Annotated in this window: 17 protein-coding genes; 4 read left to right on the top strand and 13 right to left on the bottom strand. The window is 74.6% G+C overall.

Going from position 1 to position 21751, the window contains the following annotated elements:
* Positions 1–59: 59 nt before the first annotated feature.
* The 11 genes from NUM_RS13005 to NUM_RS12955 form a co-directional block, all read right to left on the bottom strand.
* The gene (locus NUM_RS13005) at positions 60–1172 is read right to left on the bottom strand and encodes a (Fe-S)-binding protein (RefSeq protein WP_207125082.1); all 1113 of its coding nucleotides are present in this window, start codon (positions 1170–1172) and stop codon (positions 60–62) included.
* Positions 1172–2551: an FAD-binding oxidoreductase gene (locus NUM_RS13000; RefSeq protein ID WP_207125081.1), complete on the bottom strand. Its 1380-nt coding sequence runs from the start codon at positions 2549–2551 to the stop codon at positions 1172–1174. Before NUM_RS13000 ends, NUM_RS13005 begins: the two co-directional genes overlap by 1 nt.
* A 91-nt stretch (positions 2552–2642) precedes the next feature.
* Positions 2643–4658 carry a hypothetical protein gene (locus tag NUM_RS12995; RefSeq protein WP_207125080.1) on the bottom strand — a complete coding sequence of 672 codons (2016 nt, stop codon included), beginning with the start codon at positions 4656–4658 and terminating at the stop codon, positions 2643–2645.
* Positions 4655–7642 (bottom strand): bifunctional [glutamine synthetase] adenylyltransferase/[glutamine synthetase]-adenylyl-L-tyrosine phosphorylase, encoded by a 2988-nt coding sequence (locus NUM_RS12990; protein ID WP_207125079.1) that lies wholly within the window; start codon positions 7640–7642, stop codon positions 4655–4657. Before NUM_RS12990 ends, NUM_RS12995 begins: the two co-directional genes overlap by 4 nt.
* Positions 7643–7935: 293 nt before the next feature.
* On the bottom strand, positions 7936–8673 hold the full coding sequence (locus NUM_RS12985) for a type 1 glutamine amidotransferase (protein WP_225918540.1): 738 nt from the start codon (positions 8671–8673) through the stop codon (positions 7936–7938).
* A 63-nt stretch (positions 8674–8736) separates the two neighbouring features.
* Positions 8737–9579, bottom strand: a complete 843-nt coding sequence (locus NUM_RS12980) for a helix-turn-helix transcriptional regulator (RefSeq protein WP_225918539.1) — start codon at positions 9577–9579, stop codon at positions 8737–8739.
* Positions 9580–9686: 107 nt separating this feature from the next.
* Positions 9687–9989, bottom strand: a complete 303-nt coding sequence (locus tag NUM_RS12975; RefSeq protein WP_207125078.1) for an adhesin — start codon at positions 9987–9989, stop codon at positions 9687–9689.
* Positions 9990–10063: 74 nt separating this feature from the next.
* Positions 10064–10579 (bottom strand): ATP/GTP-binding protein, encoded by a 516-nt coding sequence (locus tag NUM_RS12970; RefSeq protein ID WP_207125077.1) that lies wholly within the window; start codon positions 10577–10579, stop codon positions 10064–10066.
* A gap of 318 nt (positions 10580–10897) precedes the next feature.
* Complete coding sequence (locus NUM_RS12965) at positions 10898–12652, bottom strand: proline--tRNA ligase (RefSeq protein ID WP_207125104.1); 1755 nt, start codon at positions 12650–12652, stop codon at positions 10898–10900.
* Between the two features lie 369 nt (positions 12653–13021).
* Positions 13022–13726: a hypothetical protein gene (locus NUM_RS12960; RefSeq protein ID WP_207125076.1), complete on the bottom strand. Its 705-nt coding sequence runs from the start codon at positions 13724–13726 to the stop codon at positions 13022–13024.
* Between the two features lie 143 nt (positions 13727–13869).
* Positions 13870–15222, bottom strand: coding sequence for a glutamine synthetase family protein (locus NUM_RS12955; protein WP_207125075.1), 1353 nt, complete (start codon positions 15220–15222; stop codon positions 13870–13872).
* 414 nt (positions 15223–15636) lie between these two features.
* Between NUM_RS12955 and NUM_RS12950 the strand changes: the two genes are divergently transcribed.
* From NUM_RS12950 to panB, 3 genes are all read left to right on the top strand, one after another.
* Positions 15637–16425: an NAD-dependent epimerase/dehydratase family protein gene (locus tag NUM_RS12950; RefSeq protein WP_207125074.1), complete on the top strand. Its 789-nt coding sequence runs from the start codon at positions 15637–15639 to the stop codon at positions 16423–16425.
* Positions 16426–16511: 86 nt separating this feature from the next.
* On the top strand, positions 16512–18260 hold the full coding sequence (locus NUM_RS12945; protein ID WP_207125073.1) for an NAD+ synthase: 1749 nt from the start codon (positions 16512–16514) through the stop codon (positions 18258–18260).
* Between the two features lie 166 nt (positions 18261–18426).
* On the top strand, positions 18427–19272 hold the full coding sequence (panB, locus tag NUM_RS12940) for a 3-methyl-2-oxobutanoate hydroxymethyltransferase (protein ID WP_225918538.1): 846 nt from the start codon (positions 18427–18429) through the stop codon (positions 19270–19272).
* Between the two features lie 132 nt (positions 19273–19404).
* On the opposite strand, the gene NUM_RS12935 is transcribed toward panB, so the two are convergent.
* Positions 19405–20193 (bottom strand): helical backbone metal receptor, encoded by a 789-nt coding sequence (locus NUM_RS12935; RefSeq protein WP_225918537.1) that lies wholly within the window; start codon positions 20191–20193, stop codon positions 19405–19407.
* Positions 20194–20217: 24 nt separating this feature from the next.
* Positions 20218–20910, bottom strand: coding sequence for an NADPH-dependent F420 reductase (gene npdG / locus NUM_RS12930; RefSeq protein WP_207125071.1), 693 nt, complete (start codon positions 20908–20910; stop codon positions 20218–20220).
* 413 nt (positions 20911–21323) lie between these two features.
* Here npdG and NUM_RS12925 point away from each other — a divergent pair.
* Positions 21324–21751: hypothetical protein (locus NUM_RS12925; protein ID WP_207125070.1), on the top strand; the 428-nt coding region annotated here is incomplete at its 3' end.

Genomic DNA, 21751 nt, shown 5'->3' with positions numbered 1-21751 from the left:
GGCCGGCGGTCCCGGGCCCGGCGGCGTCCCCTGAAGGGCGACGGCGCGGCCGAACGGGTTCAGTCGGTGCCGGCGGCGGCCAGCAGCTCGGCGAGGTGCACGACCCTGGTACGGCTGCCCTTCAGCGCGCCGGCGAGCTGGCGGTAGCAGCCCGGGTTGACCACGGCGAGGTAGTCCAGGTCGAGCTCGGCGAGCGCGTCGAGCTTGGGCGCCAGCACGGCGCGCGAGTCCTTCGGCCGCAGCACCGAGTACGAGCCGGCCGCGCCGCAGCAGCCCGCCGCGTTCGGCACCTCGACGTACTCGCCGAGGTGCGCGATCAGCTCGCGCGGCTGCCGCCAGACGCCGACCGCGTTGCGCAGGTGGCAGGAGTCCTGCAACCCGATCCGGGCCGGCCGTCCACCGGATGCGTGCGGCGGCAACGGTTTCCCCCGCTCGTCCAGCATGATCGGGCGCAGCGAGGCTGGATCCGGGCCGTTGCCCGCGGCGATCCAGGCGGAGAACTCCACCACCCGGTCGGCGCCGAGCTCGTGGGTCAGGTGCGCGGAGCAGCCGCCGGAGGTGGTGACGATCGTGCCGGGCAGCTGCCGGCCGAGCCGCTGCGCCATCCGGCGGCCCTTGCCCGACTCGCCGTTGTGCGCGTGCAGCGCACCGCAGCATCCCTGCACAGCCGGCGCGCGCAGGGCCGGTACCAGCCGGCGGGCCGAGCGGGACACCCGGGGATAGAGCACGCGTTCGACGCAGCCGAGCATCAGGTGCGGTGCGTCGGCGGTGCCGCGGCGGGTGAGCGCGGCGCCGCGTACCACGCCGAGCAGGGTGATGCCGGCCATCCCGAGCCAGGACATCATCGCCATCAGCGCGCGGGCCAAAAGCGGCCGGCGCCGGCCCTGCCACTCGGTGTCCCGCCACTGCTCCAGCAACTGTCCATACTGGACACCGGCCGGGCAGACCGGCTCGCAGGCGCGACAGCCCAGGCAGAACTCCGACTGCGCCAGCACGGTCGGGTCGGTCACGTCGAGCCGGTCCTCCTGTACGGCGCGCATCAGCGTGATGCGGCCCCTCGGCGAGGACGCCTCCTCGCCGGTCAGCTGGTAGGTCGGACAGCTCGGCAGGCAGAACCCGCAGGACATGCACCGGCTCAGCAGGTCGTCGTCGAAGATCTTGTCGCCTGCCATCAGGAACCGAGCTTTCCGGGGTTGAGGATGCCCGCGGGGTCGAACGCGGTCTTGATCCGGCGCAGCAGCGCCAGCTGGTCGGCGCCGAGCCGGCGTTCCAGGTACGGCAGCTTCGCCGCGCCGACGCCGTGCTCGCCGGTGATGGTGCCGCCGAGCTCGATCGCGGCGGCGAAGATCTCGCCGAACGCGGCGTGCGAGCGTTCGATCGCGTCGGTGTCGTGCACGTCCAGCACGCAGGTGGGGTGCAGGTTGCCGTCGCCGGCGTGCCCGAAGGTACCGATGGTGAGCCGGTGGTTCGCGGCGATGGCGGCGATCCGGTCGGCCATCTCGGCGAGTTTCGGCCGCGGCACCGTGGCGTCCTCCAGGATGGTCAGCGAGCCGAGCCGGGACAGCGCCGGCAGCGAGCAGCGCCGGGCGGCGAGCAGTTCCTCGCTGGCCGCGACGCTCTCCGCGAGGGTCACGCCGGTCGCACCGTGCTCGGTGCACACCTGGCCGATCCGGGTCAGGCTCGCCTGCACCACCTCCGGGTCGCCGTCGTCGCCGAACAGCAGCAGCGCACCGGCCTCGGTGTCGAGGCCGAGGTGGGCGTAGTCCTCGACCGCCGCCACGCAGGTACGGTCGAGGAACTCGCAGGTCGCCGGCGTGATGCCGGCCTCGATCACGGCGGCGACGGCACGGCCGGCCGCGGCCAGGTCGGCGAAGTACGCGACGCCGGTGCGGGCCGCCGCGGGCTTGGGCACGAGCGCGACGGTGACCTCGGTGATCACCCCGAGGGTGCCCTCCGAGCCGGTCAGCAGCCGGGTCAGGTCGTAGCCGGCGACGTCCTTCCACAGCCGCCCGCCGGTGCGGATGACCTCGCCGGTGGGCAGCACCACCTCCAGGCCCAGCACGTAGTTGCGGGTCACCCCGTACTTGAGGCCGCGCAGCCCGCCGGCGCAGGTGGCGACGTTGCCGCCGACGGTCGACACCACCTGGGAGCCGGGATCCGGCACGTACAGCAGGCCGTGCCCGGCGGCCGCCTCGGCCAGGGCCTTGGTCGACACCCCGGGCTGCACCCGCGCCAGCAGCTCGGGACCGGAGATCTCCAGGATCTCGGTGAGCCGGGTCAGCACCAGCACGATGCCGCCGTGCAGCGGCACGGTGGCGGCGGCCAGGTTGGAGCCCGCGCCGCGCGGCACCACCGGTACCGACAGCTCGGTGGCGAGCGTCAGCACCGCGGCGACCTCGGCGGTGTCGCCGGGGAACACCACCACGTCCGGCCGGTGCCGGAACAGCGGGGTGGCGTCCCGGGCGTACGCCTCCAGGTCGCCCTCGGCGGTACGGACGTGCCGCTCGCCGACGATCCCGGCGAGTCGCCCGGCCAGCTCGGTGCTGTCCACTCGGCCTCCTGTTCCCGGCCGGCGCCACCTGCCGGTCAGCGCCACTGACGGAGCTAAATTACCCGCCCTGACCCTACGACGGCACTAACCTTCAGCAGCGGTGGGCCTGCCGCGGTACGAAGCCGCTGGAGATCCGGTACCGGCCGGGCCCGTTCACCGTGACCTCCACCCAACCCTCGCGGGCCGGGCCGAAACAGGCATCCGGGCCGGACAGCGTCAACCAGCGGCTCCACCGCACCCGCACCAGCACCCGACCGGAGTCGGTCGTGTCGAACACCAGCCCGGTGGGGGTCGAGTCGACCAGCACGCCGACCCCGGACACCAGCTGCTGCGCGTTGCGTACCTGGTAGAGCCGCCAGTCGGAGTTCGACCAGACGGGCTTGAGGTACGGCAGGCCGGCGGCGATCAGGTCCGCCTCCTGCCGACCGTACTTGTCCAGCTTGGTGCCCTGCGGCACGGCCACGTAGCCGACCGCGTTGCGGTACAGCCAGTCCAGGTAGTCGTCCGGGGCCACGGTGTCGCGGTAGAACAGCGGGTTGCGGTGCACGTCGACCTGCCGCTCCCAGCCCCGGGCCAGCGGCACCGCCTCCGCCACGTACGTCGACTCCCAGTGGTCGTAGAGCGGGACGACCTCGATCCGACCGATCGGCTTGCGCCGGTCCAGCTCGGCGATCAGCGGCTGGTAGAACGCCGACTGCGCGGCCCGGTCGCCCGCGCTGCCCAGATCGCCGGTCACCAGCGGCGGCTGCCACCAGGTCAGCGCCACCACCGCCCCGACCAGCAGCCGGCGGTCGATGGTGCCGACCGCGACGATCAACGGCGTCGCGTACAGCATCGGCAACCGGGTGATGTTCGACCCGATCGGGCTCGGTACCAGGTAGGCGAACAGCACCATCGCCACCATCAGCACCGCGCCGGTCCGCAGCGCCCGGTAGCGCGCCGGGATCAGGAAGAACGTGACCACGCCGCCGGCCAGGAAGACCTTCATCGAGTCGCCGTTGAACGGCTGCACCCCGCCGTCCGGGAACAGCATGCTCGGCACCAGCCCGACCAGCGCGCCGACGCACAGCACCAGCCCCTCCCGCCACCTGCCGGTCAGATACCGGGTGATTCGGGCGACCGGGCCGGGCGCGTCCGCCGATGCCGGCGGATGGCGCAGCCCTGCGAGCAGCAGGGCACCGCCGGCCAGCCCGACGAACAGGCCGGCGAGCGGGCTGCCGGCCACCGACAGCGCGGCGAGCACCCCGCCCAGCACCAGCCGCAGCCACCGCGGTACCCGGCCCGGCAGCGACACGCCGACCAGCGCCGCCATCCCGATCGCGATGCCCAGCGCGAACGTGGTCCGCCCGCTGACCAGGTTGAACACCCCGACCATGGCGGCCAGTACGCCGCCCAGGGTGGGCCGCCGCACGGCGAACCGGGCCAGCAGGAACGCGAACGCCGCCGACGCCAGCACGCAGGAGACGGCACCGACACCGCGGGACCCGATCGCCGCGTTGAGCGGCCCGGCGAGCACGCTGTACCCGAACGGATAGATCCCCCCGTACCAGCGGAAATCGATGGTGTACCAGCCGTGCGCGGAGAAGAAGTGGCCGCGCGCGACCTGCGCGGCGAGATCGGTACCGGCCAGCGGCAGGAACAGGAACGCCACGGTCAGCGCGAGCGAGGTCGCCGTGGTGGCGATCATCGGCACCCGGTAGCGCTCCGGGAACCAGCTGTCCACCAGGTCGACCCAGTCACGCTGCCGGCCGATCCGCGGGATCAGCGCCGGCGAGGTCGCCTCCACGTACACCCGGTGCGGGTCCCCGGCGCCCGCGCCGGAACGCGCACCCCGACCCGGAACGTCCCCGTTGCGGCGCTGGGCCTCTCCGTCCCGGCGCTGGGCGTCCCCGGCCCCTCCGGCGCCGTTGCCGGCGCGGCGCTCGTTCCCGATCCGGCGGTTGCTCCCGGTGCGGCGGTCGTTCCCGGCGCGGCGGGGGGCGGTTTCGGTGCGGTGCGGGCCGCCGGCGGGCGGGATCCGGCCGGCCTCGTCCGGGTCGTCGGCCACCGCCTCGATCGGCTGGGTGGACGCCAACCCGTCGGCATCCCGGTCGGGCTCGTCGGTCATCCGCCCGCTGCGCCTCCCGTGCCGTCCACCGTCATCCGCGCCTCGACCACCTGCCGGGCGTGCCGCGCGGTGCGCAGGTACTCGTCGACGAACTCGCCCGGATCGTCCGCGGCGAACCCGAGCGCGCGCACCACGCCGGCCAGTTCGACCCCGTGCCGGGGCAGCTGGTCGGAGCCGCGACCGCGCACCAACATCATCGCGTTGCGCACCGAGCCGGCCAGCCGCCACGCCTGGCCCAGCGCGTCCGCCTCGGCGGCGCCGAGCAGGTCGGCGCCGACCGCGGCCGACATCGCCTCGAGCGTACCGGTGACCCGCAGCTCCGGGAGGTGCGCGGCGTGCCGCAACTGCAGCAGCTGCACCGTCCACTCCACGTCGGCGAGGCCACCCCGGCCGAGCTTGGTGTGGGTGGCCGGATCGGCGCCGCGGGGCAGCCGTTCGGCGTCCACCCGCGCCTTGATCCGCAGGATCTCCACCACCTGCTCGCGGCTCAGGCCGTGCGCCGGATAGCGCACCGGGTCGATCAGCGCGGTGAACCGGGCGCCCAGATCGGCGTCGCCGGCCACGAACCTGGCTCGCAGCAGCGCCTGCGCCTCCCACACCCGCGACCAGCGACGGTAGTAGCTGCGGTACGCGTCGAGGCTGCGCACCAGCGGGCCCTGCCGGCCCTCCGGGCGCAGGTCGGCGTCGATCACCAGCGGCGGGTCGGGTGCCGGCGCGGCGAGCAGCGCGCGCAGCGTCTCCGCCACCTGGTGCGCCTGATCGGCCGCGCCGGGCGCGTCGTCGTACACGAACAGCACGTCGGCGTCGGAGCCGAAGCCGAGCTCTGCCCCGCCGTACCGGCCCATCCCGATCACCGCGAACGACAGCGCCTCCGGTACGCCCGCGGCACGCCGGGCGACCGCGAGCGCCGCGGCCAGTACCGCGTCGGTGACCTGGGTGAGGGCCGCGCCGACGGCGACCACGTCGAGCCGGCCGAGCAGGTCGGCGCAGGCGATCCGGAACAGTTCGCGCCGGCGCAGGGCGCGCAGCGCGGCGACCGCGTCCGCCGGCCGGTCGTGCCGGGCCACCGCGGCGGCCATCGCCTCGGCCAGCACCCCCGGATCGCGCGGCACCAGTTCGGCGTCGGCGGCGAGCAGCCGCAGCGCCTCCGGGTCGCGGGTGAGCAGGTCGGTGACGTACCGGCTCTCGCCGAGCAGCCGGGCCAGCCGGATCGCCACCGGCCCCGAGTCGCGCAGCAGCCGCAGGTACCACGGGGTGCGGCCGAGCTTCTCCGACACCTGCCGGTACGCGAGCAGGCCGTGGTCGGGCTCGGGCGCGTCGGCGAACTCGGGCAGCAGCGCCGGCAGCAGGGTGCGCTGGATCGCCGCCGAGCGCGACACCCCGCCGGTCAGCGAGCCGAGGTGGCGCAGCGCGCCGGCCGGATCGTCGAAACCCAGCGCGGCGAGCCGGGACTCGGCCGCGCCCGAGGTCAGCCGCAGCGAGTCGGTCGGCACCCGGGCGACCGCCTCCAGCAGCGGCCGGTACAGCAGCTTCTCGTGCAGCCGGCGCACGTTGTGGGCGAGCTTGGTCCAGTCGGCCAGGAACCCCTGGACCGCGCTGCGCTTCGGCTCGCCGCGGTAGCCGAGGGACTGGGCCAGCCAGCGCAGCCCCGGCTCGGCGTCCGGGATGCGGTGGGTGCGGCGCAGGTGCTGCAACTGCAACCGGTGCTCGATGGTGCGCAGGAACCGGTAGCCGGCGGCGAGCTCCTCACCGTCGGTCCGGCCGACGTACCCGCCGGCGGTCAGCGCGGCGAGCGCCCGCAACGTGTTGGTGCCCCGCAGCTCGGCGTCGGAGCGGCCGTGCACCAGCTGCAGCAGCTGCACCGCGAACTCGATGTCGCGCAGCCCGCCGCGGCCCAGCTTGATCTCCCGCTCGGCATCCACAGTGGACAGCTGGTCCTCGACCCGGCGGCGCATCGCGCGCACCTCGGCGACCATGGACGGGCGCTCGGTACCGCCGGCGGTCTGCCACAGCAGCGGGTGCACCCGGGCCAGCCACTCGTCGGCCAGCTGCGCGTCGCCCGCCGCGTACCGCGCCTTGAGCAGCGCCTGGAACTCCCAGCCCTTCGCCCACCGCCGGTAGTACGCGTCGTAGCTGGCCACCGTGCGCACCAGCGGGCCGTCCCGGCCCTCCGGCCGCAGCCCGGCGTCCAGCTGCCAGGCGACCTGCCGGCACACGTCGATCACCCGCACCGCGAGCGCGCTCGCCACCCGCAGCGCGGCCGCCGAGTCGGCCGGCTGCGCCGGCTCCGGGCCGTCCACGATCGGCGGCTCGGCGACGAACAGCACGTCCACGTCGCTGACGTAGTTGAGCTCGCGGCCACCGGTCTTGCCCATCGCCACGATCGCCAGCCGGGCCTCGTCCGCGTCGTCGCGCTCGGACCGGGCGATCTGCAGCGCGGCGGCCAGCGTCGCGTCGGCCAGATCGGTCAGCTCGGCCATCACGTCGTCGACCGTCCGGACCCCGGTCAGGTCGGCCGCCGCCACCCGCAACAGCACCCGCCGGTACGAGCTCCGCAGCTGTTCGACCGCGGCCGGGCCGCCGGCGGGTCCCGCCGGGGCGAGCGCGCCGCGCAGCGCGGCGACGCCGCGCCGATCGTCCGGGTCGGCGGAGCTCGCCAGCACCGCCCAGTCGCCCGGGCTGCCGACGAGGTGGTCGCCGAGCGCGTCGGACGCACCGAGCACCGCGAACAGTCGCCGGGCCAGCGCGTGGTCGGCCCGCAGCGCCGCCGGCAGCTCCGGTACGACCGCGACCAGCCGCTGCAACTGGTGCAGCGCCAGGTCGGGGTCGGCGCTGGCGGCGACCGCCCGGACCAGCTCCTCGGCCCGCGCGTCGGCCGGGCCGGCAGGCTCGGCCCGCCACCAACCGAGGCCGTCGTCGGCCGGGCCGAGCAGCAGGAACGCCCGGTCCGCCTCGGCGAAACCGAGCCGGCTCAGCCGCGCCACCCCACGCCGATCCGGCGCCGGCCGCTCCGACGCAGACCGCTCCGGCGCCGGCCGATCTGGTGCCGGTCGACCCGACGCAGACCGCTCCGGTGCCGGTCGACCCGACGCAGACCGCTCCGGTGCCGGTCGATCCGACCCCGAACGCTCCGGCGCGCGTCGCTCCGACGCCGGCTGATCCGACCCGGGTCGGTCCGAGGCCGGCCGGTCGGACGACGACCGGTGTGGCGCCGGTCGGTCGTCGGGCGACCGGCTCCCGGCGGGCGTCTGCTGCGGGTCCCGCCACTGCACCGGGGTCAACCCTCCAGCAGCGGCAACGAGGTACGCGCCGAGCTGCGACCGGCGACCAGGTCGGCGAACCGGTGCGCGAACGGCCGCCAGGTCTCCGCCACGTCCGGCAGGACCTGCACGCACCGGGCCAGCAGCGCCTCCCGGTCGAGGCCGGCGGCGGCCACGTCGGGCGAGTCGGCGATCCAGCCGGCCAGCATGTCGCGGTCGCACTCGATGTGGAACTGCAGCGCCCACATCCGGTCGCCGTACCGGAAGGCCTGGTGCGGGTACGACGGGGAGGCGGCGAGCAGGGTGGCTCCCTCCGGCAGCTCGGTGACCTCGTCGTGGTGGAACGCGATCACGTCGGGCATCAGCGGCACGTCGGCGAACAGCGGGTCGAGGCCGGCCGCGTCGCGCTTGGCGACCAGCTTCGGGCCGATCTCCGGGCCGGCCGCGGCCGGCTCGACGTAGCCGCCGAACGCCAGCGCGAGCAGTTGCGCGCCCAGGCACACCGCGAGCGTCGGGACCCGCTGCCGGCCGGCCACGCGCAACAGCGACTGCTCCCGCTCGTACCACGAGGTGTCGGGCAGGCCGCCGCCGAGCACCACCAGGCCGGCGTAGCCGGACAGCTCGTCCGGCAGCGGCTCGCCGGCGTGCGGCCGCACCACCTCGAGGGTCAGCCCGGCCTCGGTGAGCCAGTCGCCGAGCAGCCGCACATCGTCGGTCGGGTCGTTCTCCACCACAAGCGTCCGTGCATCACTCACGAGGCAAAGGCTATCCGCAGCCTGCCGGCCGGCGCCGCTCGCGCCGGCCGGCAGGCTGTCACCTCACTGCGCGACGTCGGGGCGGGCCTGCCCCGCGCCGGCGGCCGAACCACTCCGCGCCGGGACCGCGGCCGAGCCGTTCCGGGCCGAGCCGCCCGCGGCGCGGTCGGCCCGCGAGCGGCGTTGGGCCGGAATGTCCGGCTCGGTGGGGATCAGGCCGGGCACGTGCAGCTCGGCCAGCGCGCGGCGAGCGGGCACCCGCTCGGTGCCGAGCCGGGCCCGGCGGATGCGGTCGATGCGGAAGCCGCGCACCCCGTGCCGCAGCCGGCACCAGGCGAGCAGCAGCCAGTGCGGGCCGTCGTCGCCCGGCGCGGTGAGCACCCCGATGGGCTCGACGACGCGGCGGCTGGAGCGGCCGGTGGCGTCGGTGTAGTCGAGCTCCAGCACCCGCTCGGTGGCGAGCGCGCGCTGCAACACGACCGGGATCGCCGGGAACTGGTCGTTTTCCGCGGGCAGCTCGAGACCGTCGCCGGTGGCGACCGCCTCGGCCGCGGCGCCGATCAGCCCCGGATAGCGGGCGGTCAGTTTGGCCAGCACCCCATCGGCCGCGCCGTGGAACGTCGACCCGGTCAGTTGGGCGAGGCCGACCGCCACGGCGACCGCCTCGTCCGGGGTGAACGCCACCGGCGGCAGCTCGCGGTCGCCGGTGTCGTCGATGGCGAACCCGCCCTGCGGGCCGGGCACCGCGAAGAGGGGGACGCCCGATTCGGCGAGCGCGGCGGTGTCGCGCTCGATGGTGCGCACGCTCACCGAGAAACGCTCGGCGAGCCATCGTGTGGAGCGCGGCTCGGGAGCCACCGCGCGGAGTGCGTCGACGAGGGCATGCAAACGTTCGGTCCGGTTCATACCCCGACGTTACGGCCTGGGTATGACATTTTCGGACGTCGAAAACCGCCTCGTCCGGTACCGCCGGAACCCGCCCCGGGCGTCCCCGCTTCGGGCCCGGCGTCGGGTCACTGCTCGGGTTGCAGGGCCACCTCGAAGTTGACGTTGCCGTCGCCGTCCACCGAGGCGTCGAGCGCCTTGTCGTCGAGGAAGTCGGCGGCCGAGGTGTCCAGGAACAGCCGGGCACCACCGGCGTCGAGCACCTGATCGCCCTCCTGCGGCGCCTCGGACATCAGCAACCGCAGCGTCTGGTCGGCGTCGGCCGGCCCGGTCGGCTCGGTGGCGATACGCAGGCCCGAAGAATCCGGCGCCTGGGACTGTTCGGTGAGCGTACGGATGACTGTCACCGCGTTCTCGGTCAGCGCGAGCACTGCGGACTCCTCACTCGGGTAGGTGCAGACGTCCCAGCCCCGTACCCACCAGCCACGACCGGAAACGTGCGGTGTCAGGCGGCGGTGGAGTTGCGCCGGGCGATCGCGTACCGCACCAGCGCGTGCAGCACCTCGCGGGCCGGCCGGGGCCGGTCGGACTCGGTCAGCAGCACCGGCACCTCGGCGCCGACGGCGAGCGCCTGCCGCACCTCGGCCAGCTGGTACCGCTGGGCGCCGGTCACCGCGACCAGGTGCGGCAGGCCGCGGGCGGCGACGTAGTCCAGCGCCGGGTAGCAGTCGCCGAGCCGGCTGGCATCGGCGAGCACCAGCGCGGCGACCGCACCGGCGGACAGCGCGTCCCACATGAACCAGTACCGCTGCTGCGGCGGCATCCCGTACAGGTGCACGGCGAGGCGGTCGGAGAACCCGCACTGCCCGTACCGCAGCACCGAACCGGCACTGTCCACATCGGACACGAGGTCGACGAAGCGGTCCTCGACGCGGGCCAGTCCCGCCGCGCGACCGCCGCCCAACACGACCACCTTCAGCGCGCACGGCGAGGCCTGCCGTACCCGGCTCGGTGCTTGCATGACAGCGGTACTCACTCGCCCAGCCCCCCGGCTTTGGTCTGCGTGGCGACACGCTCGGTACGGCGCGTCTGCCGGATACAACGCCCGAAACCGCGATCGGTGACCCGACCGCGGTTTCTCCGGCGTTACGGCACAGCGGCCGATCGGACCGCCGCACCGCCCGCTCGGTCGGTTACCGGCCGGTCGCCCGCCCGGTGTCGGCACCCGCCGCCGGTGCCCTGCCGGCGGTGGGCGCCCGGTGTCCGGGGCTCGCCGCCGGGTGCGGCCGACGGCCGCCGGCAGGTCGGTGTGACGACGTCCCGGACGCTTACCGGTCCGTCAGCCGGCGGCCAGCTCCGGCGGCAGGTCGACCGCCGGTACCGCGTTGGCCCTGGCCAGCCGGTCCGCGACCGCGGCGGTGATCGTGCCGGCCGCCGCCGCCACCGGTACCGGCCAGGACTCGCCGGTTGCCCGGTCGTGCAGCTCGACCTCCCCGCGCTCCAGCGACCGCGCGCCGACGGTGGCGCGCAGCGGCGCACCGATCAGGTCCGCGTCGGCGAACTGGCTGCCGGCCCGCTGCCCGCGGTCGTCGTGCAGCACCTCGACGCCCGCCGCGCCCAGCCGCTCGTACAGGGTGTGCGCGGCCGCCGCGGCCGCATCGCCGAGCTGGCACAGGTGCACCTGGTACGGCGCGATCGTGATCGGCAGCGTCAGCCCGCGCTCGTCGTGGTGCGCCTCCGCGGCGCAGCCGAGCAGCCGCCCCACGCCGATGCCGTAGCAGCCCATCTGCACCGGCCGGCGTACCCCGTCGGCGTCGGTGAACGTGGCGCCGAGCGCCGCGGAGTACCGGTCGCCGAGCTTGAAGATGTTCCCGATCTCGACGCCGCGGGTGGTACGCAGCGCGGCACCGCACCGCGGGCAGCCGTCGCCGCCGCGCGCCGCGACGATGTCGCACACCGCATCCGGGGCGAAGTCGCGGCCCACGTTGACGTCGCGCAGGTGGTACCCGTCGAGGTTGGCGCCGGCGATCAGGTTCGGCGTCGCCGCCACCAGCTCGTCGACCACCACCCGCGCCGCGGTCAGGCCCACCGGGGAGCCGTAGCCGGCGACGGCGCCGATCGCGGTGATCTCGTCGGTGGTCATCGGCCGCAGGTCGGCGGCGCCCAGCGCGGCCGCGAGCTTGGCCTCGTTGAGGTCCATGTCGCCGCGCACCACCGCGATCACCGGCTCCTCGGTCGCGCCGAGGTCGGCCTGCACGAACACCGCCTTGGCGATCCGGTCCGGGCGCACCCCGGCCGCGGCGGCGAGCTGGGCGACGGTCGCCGCGTCCGGCGTGGCGACGCGCCGCATCGGCCGCGCCGCCTCGACCGGCGGGGCCGGCTTGGCGAACGTCGCAACCTGCCGGTTGGCCCGGTAGCCGCAGGCGTCGCAGAGCAGCAGGGTGTCCTCGCCGATCGGCGTCGGGTACATGAACTCGTGCGCGAGCTCGCCGCCCATCATCCCGACCTCGGAGGCCACCGCGAGCGCCGGCACCCCGCACCGGCCGAACACCCGGAAGTACCCGCGGTACTGGTTGGCGTACTGCCGGGCCAGCCCCGCGGCGTCGCGGTCCAGGCTGTACGCGTCCTTCATGACGAACTCGCGGACCCGGATCAGCCCGGCCCGCGGCCGCGCGTCGTCCCGGAACTTCGTCTGCAGCTGGAACACCATCCGCGGCAGGTCCCGGTACGAGCCGACCTCGGTACGGGCCAGCTCGGTCACCGCCTCCTCGTGCGTCATCGCGAGCACCATGCCGCGGCCACGCCGGTCGGCGAACCGGGCCAGCTCCGCACCGACCTTGTCGTACCGGCCGGACGCCTGCCACAGTTCGGCCGGCTGGGTGACCGGCATGGACAGCTCCTGGCCGCCGACCGCGGCCATCTCCTCGCGCAGGATCTGCTCGATCTTGCGGATGCTGCGCCAACCGAGCGGCAGGTAGGAGAAGATCCCCTGCGCCAGTTGTCGCACCATCCCGGCGCGCAGCAGCTGTTGGTGGCCCGCCGACTCGCTGCTGCCCGGCGCGGTGTGCAGGGTGGCGCCGAACAGCCCGGACATCTTCATCGTGGGTACTCCTTGGCAACGTGACCGGGAGCGGACCCGTCGTCGCGGGTCCGCGTGGACGAACGAGTCGCCGGTCGGTCACGGCCCGCAACGGGCTCGTGCCAGGGCTGGGGCCGGGCCGGATGGCCGGGCCGGGAGCCGGGGCGGGACGCCTGTCAGGCCACGCCGACCGGCCGGCGAGGTCGCCGGTCGGCCCGCCACGGGCCCGTCGGTCGCAGGCTGGTCGGTCGCGGCGCAGCCGGCAGCGAGCGCCGCAGCGCCGCCGTCCCGACCGTCCGCGTCATGCCGACTCCCCCATCACGTGTCCGCGCAGCATACCCCGCCGCGCGGACCCTTCCGCAACGCGATAACCACCCGCGGCGATCAGCGCATGGCGAGCGAGCGGGCGTAGTTGACCTGCTGGTGCACCTGCGCGGAGCCGGCCTGGCTGCTGATCGGGACCTGGGTGACGAACCCGCTGCCGTTGGCGCCGGACACCGCGACCTCCATGAAGCCGCTGTGCTTGGTCTCCTTGAACAGCAGGAACAGCAGGCTGAACACGGTGAGGCAGAAGAACCCCACGATCGCGCAGACGATGGCCCAGGTGGCGATCTTCTGGGTGGTGTACACGTGGTCGTTGACCACCCACTGCGAGCCACGCAGCGGGAACGACCCGTTCGGCGTGTGCACGGTCGTCGCGGTGACGGTGATCTGGCCGATCTGCACCAGCGTCTGTTCCGACCCGTACGGCGCGGTGCCGTCGCTGCCGTAGGACGCGGCGGGGTCGGTGACCGGCACCAGGTCGCTGGTCGGCTGCGGCGCCACCGCCGGCTGGTACCCGGGCGGCCCGGACTGCGGCACGACCGCCGGTGGCGACGACTGCGGGTACGCCGGGGTCTGCGGGTAGGCGGGGCTCTGCGGGTACGCCGGGGGCGCCGACTGCGGATGGGCGGGCGGCGCCGATTGCGGGTAGGCAGGCTGCTGCTGGTAGCCGGGCAGCGCCGGCGGCGCGGGCGTCGGCATCGGCGTAGTCGGGTTGTACTGCGGCTGCGCGTTCGCGGGATCGCCGGCTGAACCGTCGGGGTACATGCCGAAACGGTAGCGAACGCCCGCACGTCCCGGCACCCCGCCCGGCGACAATTCCACCGGCGGAGGCTCAACGGTCGTACCGGCCGGCCGCACCCGCCCGCGAACGACCGCCCCGCGGCCCGCTCCGTCGCGGAGCGTGCCGGTCAGAAGATGTTGAGGTAGCGGCGGCGTTCGTACTGGGTGACCCGGCTGGCGTAGGCCTCCCACTCGGCCCGCTTGTTCTTCAGGAAGAAGTCGAAGACGCTCTCACCGAGGGTCTCGGCGACGAAGTCGCTGCCGGCCATCACGTCCAGCGCCTCGGCCAGGTCCTGCGGCAGCGGCTCGAACCCCAGCGCGCGGCGCTCCGCGTCGGACAGCGCCCACACGTCGTCCTCGGCGCCGGGCGGCAGGTCGTACTTCTCCTCGATGCCCTTCATCCCGGCGGCGAGCAGCATCGCGTACGCCAGGTAGGGGTTGCAGGCGGTGTCCATCGAGCGGATCTCCACCCGGGCCGAGTTCGGCTTGCCGTACGCCGGGACGCGTACCAGCGCCGACCGGTTCAGGTGCCCCCAGGAGACGAACGCCGGCACCTCGTTGATGTTGTCGGCCATCGGCTCCGGGAACAGCCGCTTGTACGAGTTGACCCACTGGTTGGTGATCGCCGTGTACTCCCGGGCGTGCCGCAGCAGGCCGGCGATGAACGAGCGGGCCACCGGCGACAGCTTCATCGGGTCGGTCGGGTCGTGGAACGCGTTGCGCTCGCCCTCGAACAGCGACAGGTGGGTGTGCATGCCGCTGCCCGGCTGGTGGGTGAACGGCTTGGGCATGAACGTGGCGCGCACCCCCTGCGACAGCGCCACCTCCTTGACCACGTGCCGGAACGTCATCACGTTGTCGGCGGTGGTCAGCGCGTCGGCGTAGCGCAGGTCGATCTCCTGCTGGCCGGGCGCCACCTCGTGATGGCTGAACTCCACCGAGATGCCGATGCGCTCCAGCGCGAGCACCGTCTGCCGGCGGAAGTCGCGGGCCACCGGGTGCGTGGTGTTGTCGAAGTACCCGCCGGTGTCGACCGGGCGTGGCTCGCTGCCGTCCGCGGGCAGGTCCTCCAGCAGGAAGAACTCGATCTCCGGGTGGGTGTAGAAGGTGAAGCCGCGCTCGGCGGCCCGGGCGAGGGTGCGGCGCAGCACGTGCCGGGGGTCGGCCCAGGCGGGCGAGCCGTCCGGCATCGCGATGTCGCAGAACATCCGGGCCGACTCGCCGGACGCCCCGCCCTCGAACGGGAACACCTGGAACGTCCCCGGGTCCGGCACGGCGATCATGTCCGACTCGTGTACCCGCGCGAACCCCTCGATCGCCGAGCCGTCGAACCCGATGCCCTCCTCGAAGGCGGCCTCCAGCTCGGCCGGCGCCACCGACACGCTCTTGAGGGTGCCGAGCACGTCGGTGAACCACAGGCGGAGGAACCGGATGTCGCGCTCCTCCAGGGTGCGCAACACGAACTCCTGCTGACGATCCATGTGGGAAGTGTGCCTCGCCGTACCGGTCGATGGGCACTCGGCACGCAACCTCGCAGCATGTCGGGACCGCGAGACCGCCGGCCGTCGCCGTATGACCGTTTATGACCGTATTGTTCGGCTGGCCGGGCGGCGGATCGGCGCGGCGGCACGGCGGGTCGCCTGTGCCGCCCCGGACGCCGGACGAGGCCCGGGCCGGCCCGCCGACCACGGCCCGGCATCCGGGGGCCCGGCATCCGGGGCGCCGACATCCGGGGGCCCGGCATCCGGGGCGGCACACCGGAAGGGGCCCGTCGCGCGCCAGGGCCGGTGGTCCGGTGTGACAGGCTGTCGGTGCAGTGGCCGGAGGCGCGGTGCGTTTCCCGGCCCAACGTGCCGGTGTCCGCCCGGCACCGGTCCGGCATCGTGGGAGGAAGAATGCGGCTGTTGGTCATCGGCGGGGCGGGCTACGTCGGCCGGCTGGTGCTGCCCGGCCTCGCCAGGCGCCACCAGGTCCGGGTGCTCGACCTGCATCCACCGACGGCCGACTGCGAGTACCGGCAGGGCGACGCCACCGACCCGACCGACCTGGCGCGCGCCTGCGCCGGGATGGACGCGGTGATCCACATGGCGATGGCGCCGACCACGCCGGACGACCGGGTCGATCCGTCCACCGCGTTCGACGTGCACGTCAAGTCGGCGTACCTGACGGTGCTCGCCGCGGCGAAGGCGGACGTGCGGCACGTGGTGTTCGTGTCCAGCCTGTCGGTGTTCGCGGCGCTGGGCAGCCGGCAGCTGCACGCCGACGACGAGCCGGACGCGACCGACCCGTACGGGCTGACGAAGCGGCTCGGTGAGCAGGCGGTCCGGGCCGCCGCGACGGCCACCGGTATCGACCTGACGATCTTGCGGCTGGCCTGGCCGACGCCGGACGACGTGTGGCCGGCCTGGGAGGTCGGGCTGGCCCAGACCGACTACGCCAACACCCAGACCGCGCTGCGGCGCGACCGGGCCACCGCGGCGGACCCGCACCCGCCGCTGCGGTTCGCCGACGGCCGGCCGCTGCCGGCGCTGGCCGGCTCGGACCTCGCCGCCGCGCTGCTGGGCGCGCTGGACACCCCGGCCGGCATCCGTACCCTGCCGCTGACCGGCGACGCCGCCGGCGCCCTGATCGACCTGTCCCCCACCATGAGCGCCCTTTCCTGGTCGCCCACCCGCACGCTCTGAGCGCGCCGCCGGGGCGTGACGGACTCCACGGCGTGCCGGGCCGGGAGACGATCGGCGGTCCGGGCCGGGTGCGCGAGGATGGGGGCATGCCGACGTTGCGTCTTGCTCTTGCCCAGGTGGATCCGACCGTGGGCGACCTGACCGGGAACGCGCGGATCGTTCGGGACACCACCCGGCGGGCCGCCGACGCGGGAGCCCAGCTCGTCGCGTTCCCCGAGATGATGCTCACCGGGTACCCGGTGGAGGACCTGGTGTTCCGGGAGTCGTTCGTGCGGGCCAGCCGGGCCGCGCTCCAGACGCTCGCGGCCGACCTGGACACCGACGGCCTGGGCGGGCTCGCGGTGCTGGTCGGCTACCTGGACGCGGACGGCCCGTCCCGGATGAGCGCCGAGGCCGACCCGGCCCGCGGCCCGCGCAACGCGCTCGCGCTGCTGTCCGGCGGCCGGGTGGTGACCCGCTACTTCAAGCACCACCTGCCCAACTACGGGGTGTTCGACGAGGACCGCTACTTCGTCCCCGGCGACGCGCTGCAGGTGGTGCGCATCGGCGGCGTCGACGTGGCGCTGACCGTCTGCGAGGACCTGTGGCAGGCGGGCGGCCCGTTCGCCGCGGCCCGGGTCGCCGGCGCGGGCCTGGTCGTCAACGTCAACGGCTCCCCGTACGAGCTGAACAAGGACGACGTGCGCGCCGAGCTGTGCGCCCGGCGGGCGGTGGAGGCCGGCGCGACGCTGGCGTACGTGAACATGGTCGGGGCGCAGGACGAGCTGGTGTTCGACGGCGACTCGATCGTGGTCGGCGCCGACGGCGCGCCGCTGGCGCGGGCCGCCCAGTTCGCCGAGGAGCTGATGGTGCTCGACCTGGAGCTGCCGGCCGCGACCGGCACCCCGCCGGCCGAGGGCGCCGGGATGGCGATCGAGCACACGGTGCTCTCCGAGCAGCTGCCGACGCCGCCGGCGCCGCGCGCCACCTACGGGATCGCCGACCGGATCGCCGACGAGGAGGAGGTGTGGGCGGCGCTGGTCACCGGGCTGCGCGACTACGTGGTCAAGCAGGGGTTCTCCTCGGTGGTGATCGCGCTGTCCGGCGGCATCGACTCGACCGTGGTCGCCGCGATCGCCTGCGACGCGATTGGCGCCGAGCACGTGCACGGCGTGTCGATGCCCAGCGAGTACTCCTCGGAGCACTCCCAGTCCGACGCCGCGGACCTGGCCGAACGCACCGGGCTGCACTACCGGGTGCAGCCGATCGCGCCGATGGTCGACACGTTCCTGGCGAACCTGGAGCTGTCCGGGATGGCGGTGGAGAACCTGCAGGCGCGGGTGCGCGGGGTGATCCTGATGGCACTGTCCAACCAGGAGGGTCACCTGGTGCTGACCACCGGCAACAAGAGCGAGCTCGCGGTCGGCTACTCCACCCTGTACGGGGACTCGGTCGGCGGGTTCAACCCGCTCAAGGACGTGCCGAAGACGCTGGTCTGGCAGCTCGCCCGGTGGCGCAACGCCGACGCGAAGCGGCGCGGGCGCACCGAACCGATCCCGGCGAACTCGATCAGCAAGCCGCCGTCGGCCGAGCTGCGCCCCGGTCAGCTCGACACCGACTCGCTGCCCGAGTACGACGAGCTGGACGCGATCCTGGCCCGCTACGTCGACGGGGACGCGAGCCGCGCCGACCTGGTCGCCGGCGGCCACGACGCGGCGGTCGTCGACCGGGTGATCGGCATGGTCGACCGGGCCGAGTACAAGCGGCGGCAGTCCGCGCCCGGCCCGAAGATCAGTCCGAAGGCGTTCGGCCGGGACCGCCGGCTGCCGATCACCAACCGTTTCCGCGAGGCGTGAGCGGTCCGATTCCGGTGTGAATTTCTCAACCCGGGTCTGCCGCGATGCGACACTCGGATGTGAAGATCCTCTGCGGGAGCACGCCAGCGTCGGCGAGCACACCGTCGACGGGCGGCTTCCGCACCCAGGGACCCGAATGGGCCTTGAGGAAGGGAGAACGCACGCCATGACGGACAAGAGCGCCGACGGGACACCGAGCCTGTACGGCGGGCCCGGCATCAAACGGGTACGCATCGCGCACCTGCGCGAGGCCAAGGAGCGCGGCGAGCGGTGGCCGATGCTCACCGCGTACGACCAGTACTCGGCGCGGATCTTCGACGAGGTGGGCATCCCGGTGCTGCTCGTCGGCGACTCCGCGGCGAACAACGTGTACGGCTACGACACCACCGTACGGGTCAGCCTGGACGAGCTGTTGCCGCTGGTGGCGGCGGTGACCCGGTCGACGACCCGGACGCTGGTGGTGGCCGACCTGCCGTTCGGCAGCTACGAGGCGTCACCGGCGCAGGCGCTGGCCTCGGCGGTACGGCTGATGAAGGAGGGCGGCGCGCAGGCGGTCAAGCTGGAGGGCGGCGTCCGGATGAAGCCGCAGATCGAGGCGCTGACCCACGCCGGCATCCCGGTGATGGCGCACATCGGCTTCACCCCGCAGTCCGAGCACCTGCTCGGCGGGTACCGGGTGCAGGGGCGCGGCGAGGCGGCCGATGCGGTGGTCGCCGACGCCCGCGCGGTGTGCGAGGCCGGCGCCTTCGCCGTGGTGCTGGAGATGGTGCCGGGCCAGGTGGCCAAGCGGATCACGCACGAGCTCGCGATCCCGACCATCGGCATCGGTGCCGGACCCGAGTGCGACGCGCAGGTGCTCGTGTGGCAGGACATGGCCGGGATGCGCACCGGGCGCACGCCGCGCTTCGTCAAGCGGTACGCGAACCTGCACGACGTGCTCGCCGACGCGGCCCGAGCCTACGCCGCCGACGTCACCGCCGGCACGTTCCCGGCCGAGGAACACACCTTCTGACCCACCGACGGTGGCCCGGTCGCAACCGCGGCCGGGCCACCCCCGTACGCAGGCGGGATTCGGGCGCCGGCGACCGGATGGGATCCGCGTGGACGGCGGCGGCACGCCGGAGCCGGCGTCCGGTAGCCGGAGTCAGGACGGCGGCAGGGCGGCCGACAGCAGCCGGGGCGCCTCGGCGAGGGACGGGCCGTACCAGGTGAGATGGCGGCCGGAGACGAGCGCCGCGGGCAGGCCACCGAACGCCTCGGGGCCGTCGGTGGCGCTGAACCGGTACGGCTCGTCCGGCAGTACCACCAGGTCCGGCTCGGCCTGCTCGATCGCGGCCGGCACGGCGAGCCGCGGGTACCGCTGGGACCGGTCCGCGCCGATCTGCGGCACCGTGACACCGAGGCGGCGCAGCACGTCCGCGGCGAACGTGTCGGTACCCAGCCAGATCCACGGCCGCCGCCACACCGGCACCAGCGCCCGGCGGGCCACGCCGGCACCGGCGACGGGCGGCGGGGCGGCCCAGGCGCGGTGTGCCGCGTCCAGCCAGCCGGGCCGCGGGACGCCCAGCACCCGCACCATCTCGTCCAACGTGGACAGTGCAGTCTCGACGGTGCGCGGGAAGCAGACCCAGACCTCGACACCGGCCGCGCGCAGCGCCTCGACATCGGCGAGCCGGTTCTCCTCCTCGTTGGCGAGCACCAGGTCCGGCGCCAGCGCCAGCACGTCGTCGACCCGCGGGTACTTGCTGCCGCCGACCCGGGGCACGTCCAGCCAGGCCGGCTCGGTGCACCAGTCGGTGGCGCCGACCAGCAGTTCCGGCGCGGTCAGTGCCACCGATTCGGTCAGCGACGGCACCAGCGACACCACCCGGGACGGCACCGGCCGCCCAGGCCCCGGCGGCAACGGCCCCCGCCGGCTCGACTCGCCAGCCATCGAACGCCTTCCGGTCGGCGGGGGTCAGACGTCGGTGATGCGGATGCCGGCGTGCGCCTTGTACCGCCGGTTGATCGCGATCAGGTTCGCCGTCAACGCCTCGATCTGCCCGGCGTTGCGCAGCCGTCCGGCGAACACGCCACGGATGCCGGTGATCCGGCTCGCCAGCGCCTGCACCGTCTCCGCGGCGGGTCGGTCGTCGGCCAGCACCAGCACGTCGGTGTCCACCGAGGCCACCGACGGGTCGGTCAGCAGCACCGCGCTGACGTGATGGAACGCCGCCGTGACCCGGGTGTCCGGCAGCAACGTCGCGGCCTGCTCGGCGGCGCTGCCCTCCGGTACCGGCACCGCGTGCGGGCCGCGCTGGTCGAACCCGAGCGGGTTCACGCAGTCGACCAGGATCCGGCCGGCCAGCTCGCCGCGCAGCGCGGTCAACGTCTCGGCATGACCCTCGTACGGCAGGGCGGCGATCACCACGTCGCAGCCGGCCGCCACCGCGTTGTCGCCGCCGGACACCTCGCCCGCGTCCGCCCCGGGCAGCTGCGCCAGCTCGGCCGCCGCGGCGATCCCGCGCTCGGCGTTGCGCGACCCCAGCACCACCCGCTGGCCGGCCCGTGCCAACCGGTACGCCAGGCCCCTCCCCTGCGGGCCGGTGCCACCGAGGACACCCACCGTCAGTCCGGACACATCGGGCAGCACACTCGCATCAAACGGCATGCCACCATTCAACCGCACCGCCGGTAGGACGCCGGCCCAGCCCGCGACGTGGCCTTCCGCACGACCCCGCCGCACCCGCGCCTTCCGCACGACCCCGCCGCACCCGCGCCTTCCGCACGACCCCGCCGCACCCGCGCCTTCCGCACGACCCCGCCGCACCCGCGCCTTCCGCACAACAACCCCGCCGCGTCCGCGCCTTCCGCACCGCCTGGCTCTCGGCCGCACGATGCGCGTCCGCGGTCCCGCACCGCCCTGGCTCTCGGCCGCACGATGCGGCGCCGGATCGCGGTGTGGGCCCCGGGCGTTCGCTCGGGGCCCACACCGGGCTACCTCCGTGTACCGGACCTCGCGATCCGGCACACCGCCTCGGTCAACCGCGCCGGGCGGCAACCGTACGCGGCCGTCGGACGGCGGTGGCGCCACGAGCGCCCACCGCGCCACCGCTGCGTCGGCTCGGCCGGGCCGACACCCTGGTCGCCGGCCGCCCGCTGCCGGCACTCGGCCGGGTCACCGACCGGGCCGCCGATGATCGCCGGGCCCCGGACTGCCGGGACGCGGCCACGCCACCGGTGCGCCGCACCGTGCGTCCGCCGGCCGAGCCGCCCGTACCGCTCGCCGTCCGCGGACGCACCGCAGCCGAACGAGCTGCCCCGGCCCGGGCGCTCGCAGTACGAGCCGCCGTCGCGCGGGCGCTCGCGGTCCGAGCCGCCGTCGCGCGAGTGCTTGCCGTGCGAGCCGTCGACCGTTTGGCCGCGGGCCGCGCGCTCGCGGTCCGACCCGCCGTGGCCCGGGTGCTCGCGGTCCGACCCGGCGTGGCGCGGGTGCTTGCCGTGCGCACGGT

Source organism: Actinocatenispora comari (assembly GCF_017312725.1).
GTDB classification, from domain to species: Bacteria; Actinomycetota; Actinomycetes; order Mycobacteriales; family Micromonosporaceae; genus Actinocatenispora; species Actinocatenispora comari.
This window is presented reverse-complemented; position numbering and strand designations above follow the sequence as displayed.

Excerpts from the sequence above, each read along its gene's own strand:
- NUM_RS12935 (WP_225918537.1), bottom strand. The coding sequence starts at position 20,193 with ATGGCTGGCGAGTCGAGCCGGCGGGGGCCGTTGCCGCCGGGGCCTGGG.
- NUM_RS12950 (WP_207125074.1), top strand. The coding sequence starts at position 15,637 with ATGCGGCTGTTGGTCATCGGCGGGGCGGGCTACGTCGGCCGGCTGGTG.
- NUM_RS12970 (WP_207125077.1), bottom strand. The coding sequence starts at position 10,579 with ATGCAAGCACCGAGCCGGGTACGGCAGGCCTCGCCGTGCGCGCTGAAG.
- panB (WP_225918538.1), top strand. The coding sequence starts at position 18,427 with ATGACGGACAAGAGCGCCGACGGGACACCGAGCCTGTACGGCGGGCCC.
- npdG (WP_207125071.1), bottom strand. The coding sequence starts at position 20,910 with ATGCCGTTTGATGCGAGTGTGCTGCCCGATGTGTCCGGACTGACGGTG.
- NUM_RS12945 (WP_207125073.1), top strand. The coding sequence starts at position 16,512 with ATGCCGACGTTGCGTCTTGCTCTTGCCCAGGTGGATCCGACCGTGGGC.
- NUM_RS12960 (WP_207125076.1), bottom strand. The coding sequence starts at position 13,726 with ATGTACCCCGACGGTTCAGCCGGCGATCCCGCGAACGCGCAGCCGCAG.
- NUM_RS12955 (WP_207125075.1), bottom strand. The coding sequence starts at position 15,222 with ATGGATCGTCAGCAGGAGTTCGTGTTGCGCACCCTGGAGGAGCGCGAC.
- NUM_RS12995 (WP_207125080.1), bottom strand. The coding sequence starts at position 4,658 with ATGACCGACGAGCCCGACCGGGATGCCGACGGGTTGGCGTCCACCCAG.
- NUM_RS12965 (WP_207125104.1), bottom strand. The coding sequence starts at position 12,652 with ATGTCCGGGCTGTTCGGCGCCACCCTGCACACCGCGCCGGGCAGCAGC.
- NUM_RS13005 (WP_207125082.1), bottom strand. The coding sequence starts at position 1,172 with ATGGCAGGCGACAAGATCTTCGACGACGACCTGCTGAGCCGGTGCATG.
- NUM_RS12980 (WP_225918539.1), bottom strand. The coding sequence starts at position 9,579 with ATGAACCGGACCGAACGTTTGCATGCCCTCGTCGACGCACTCCGCGCG.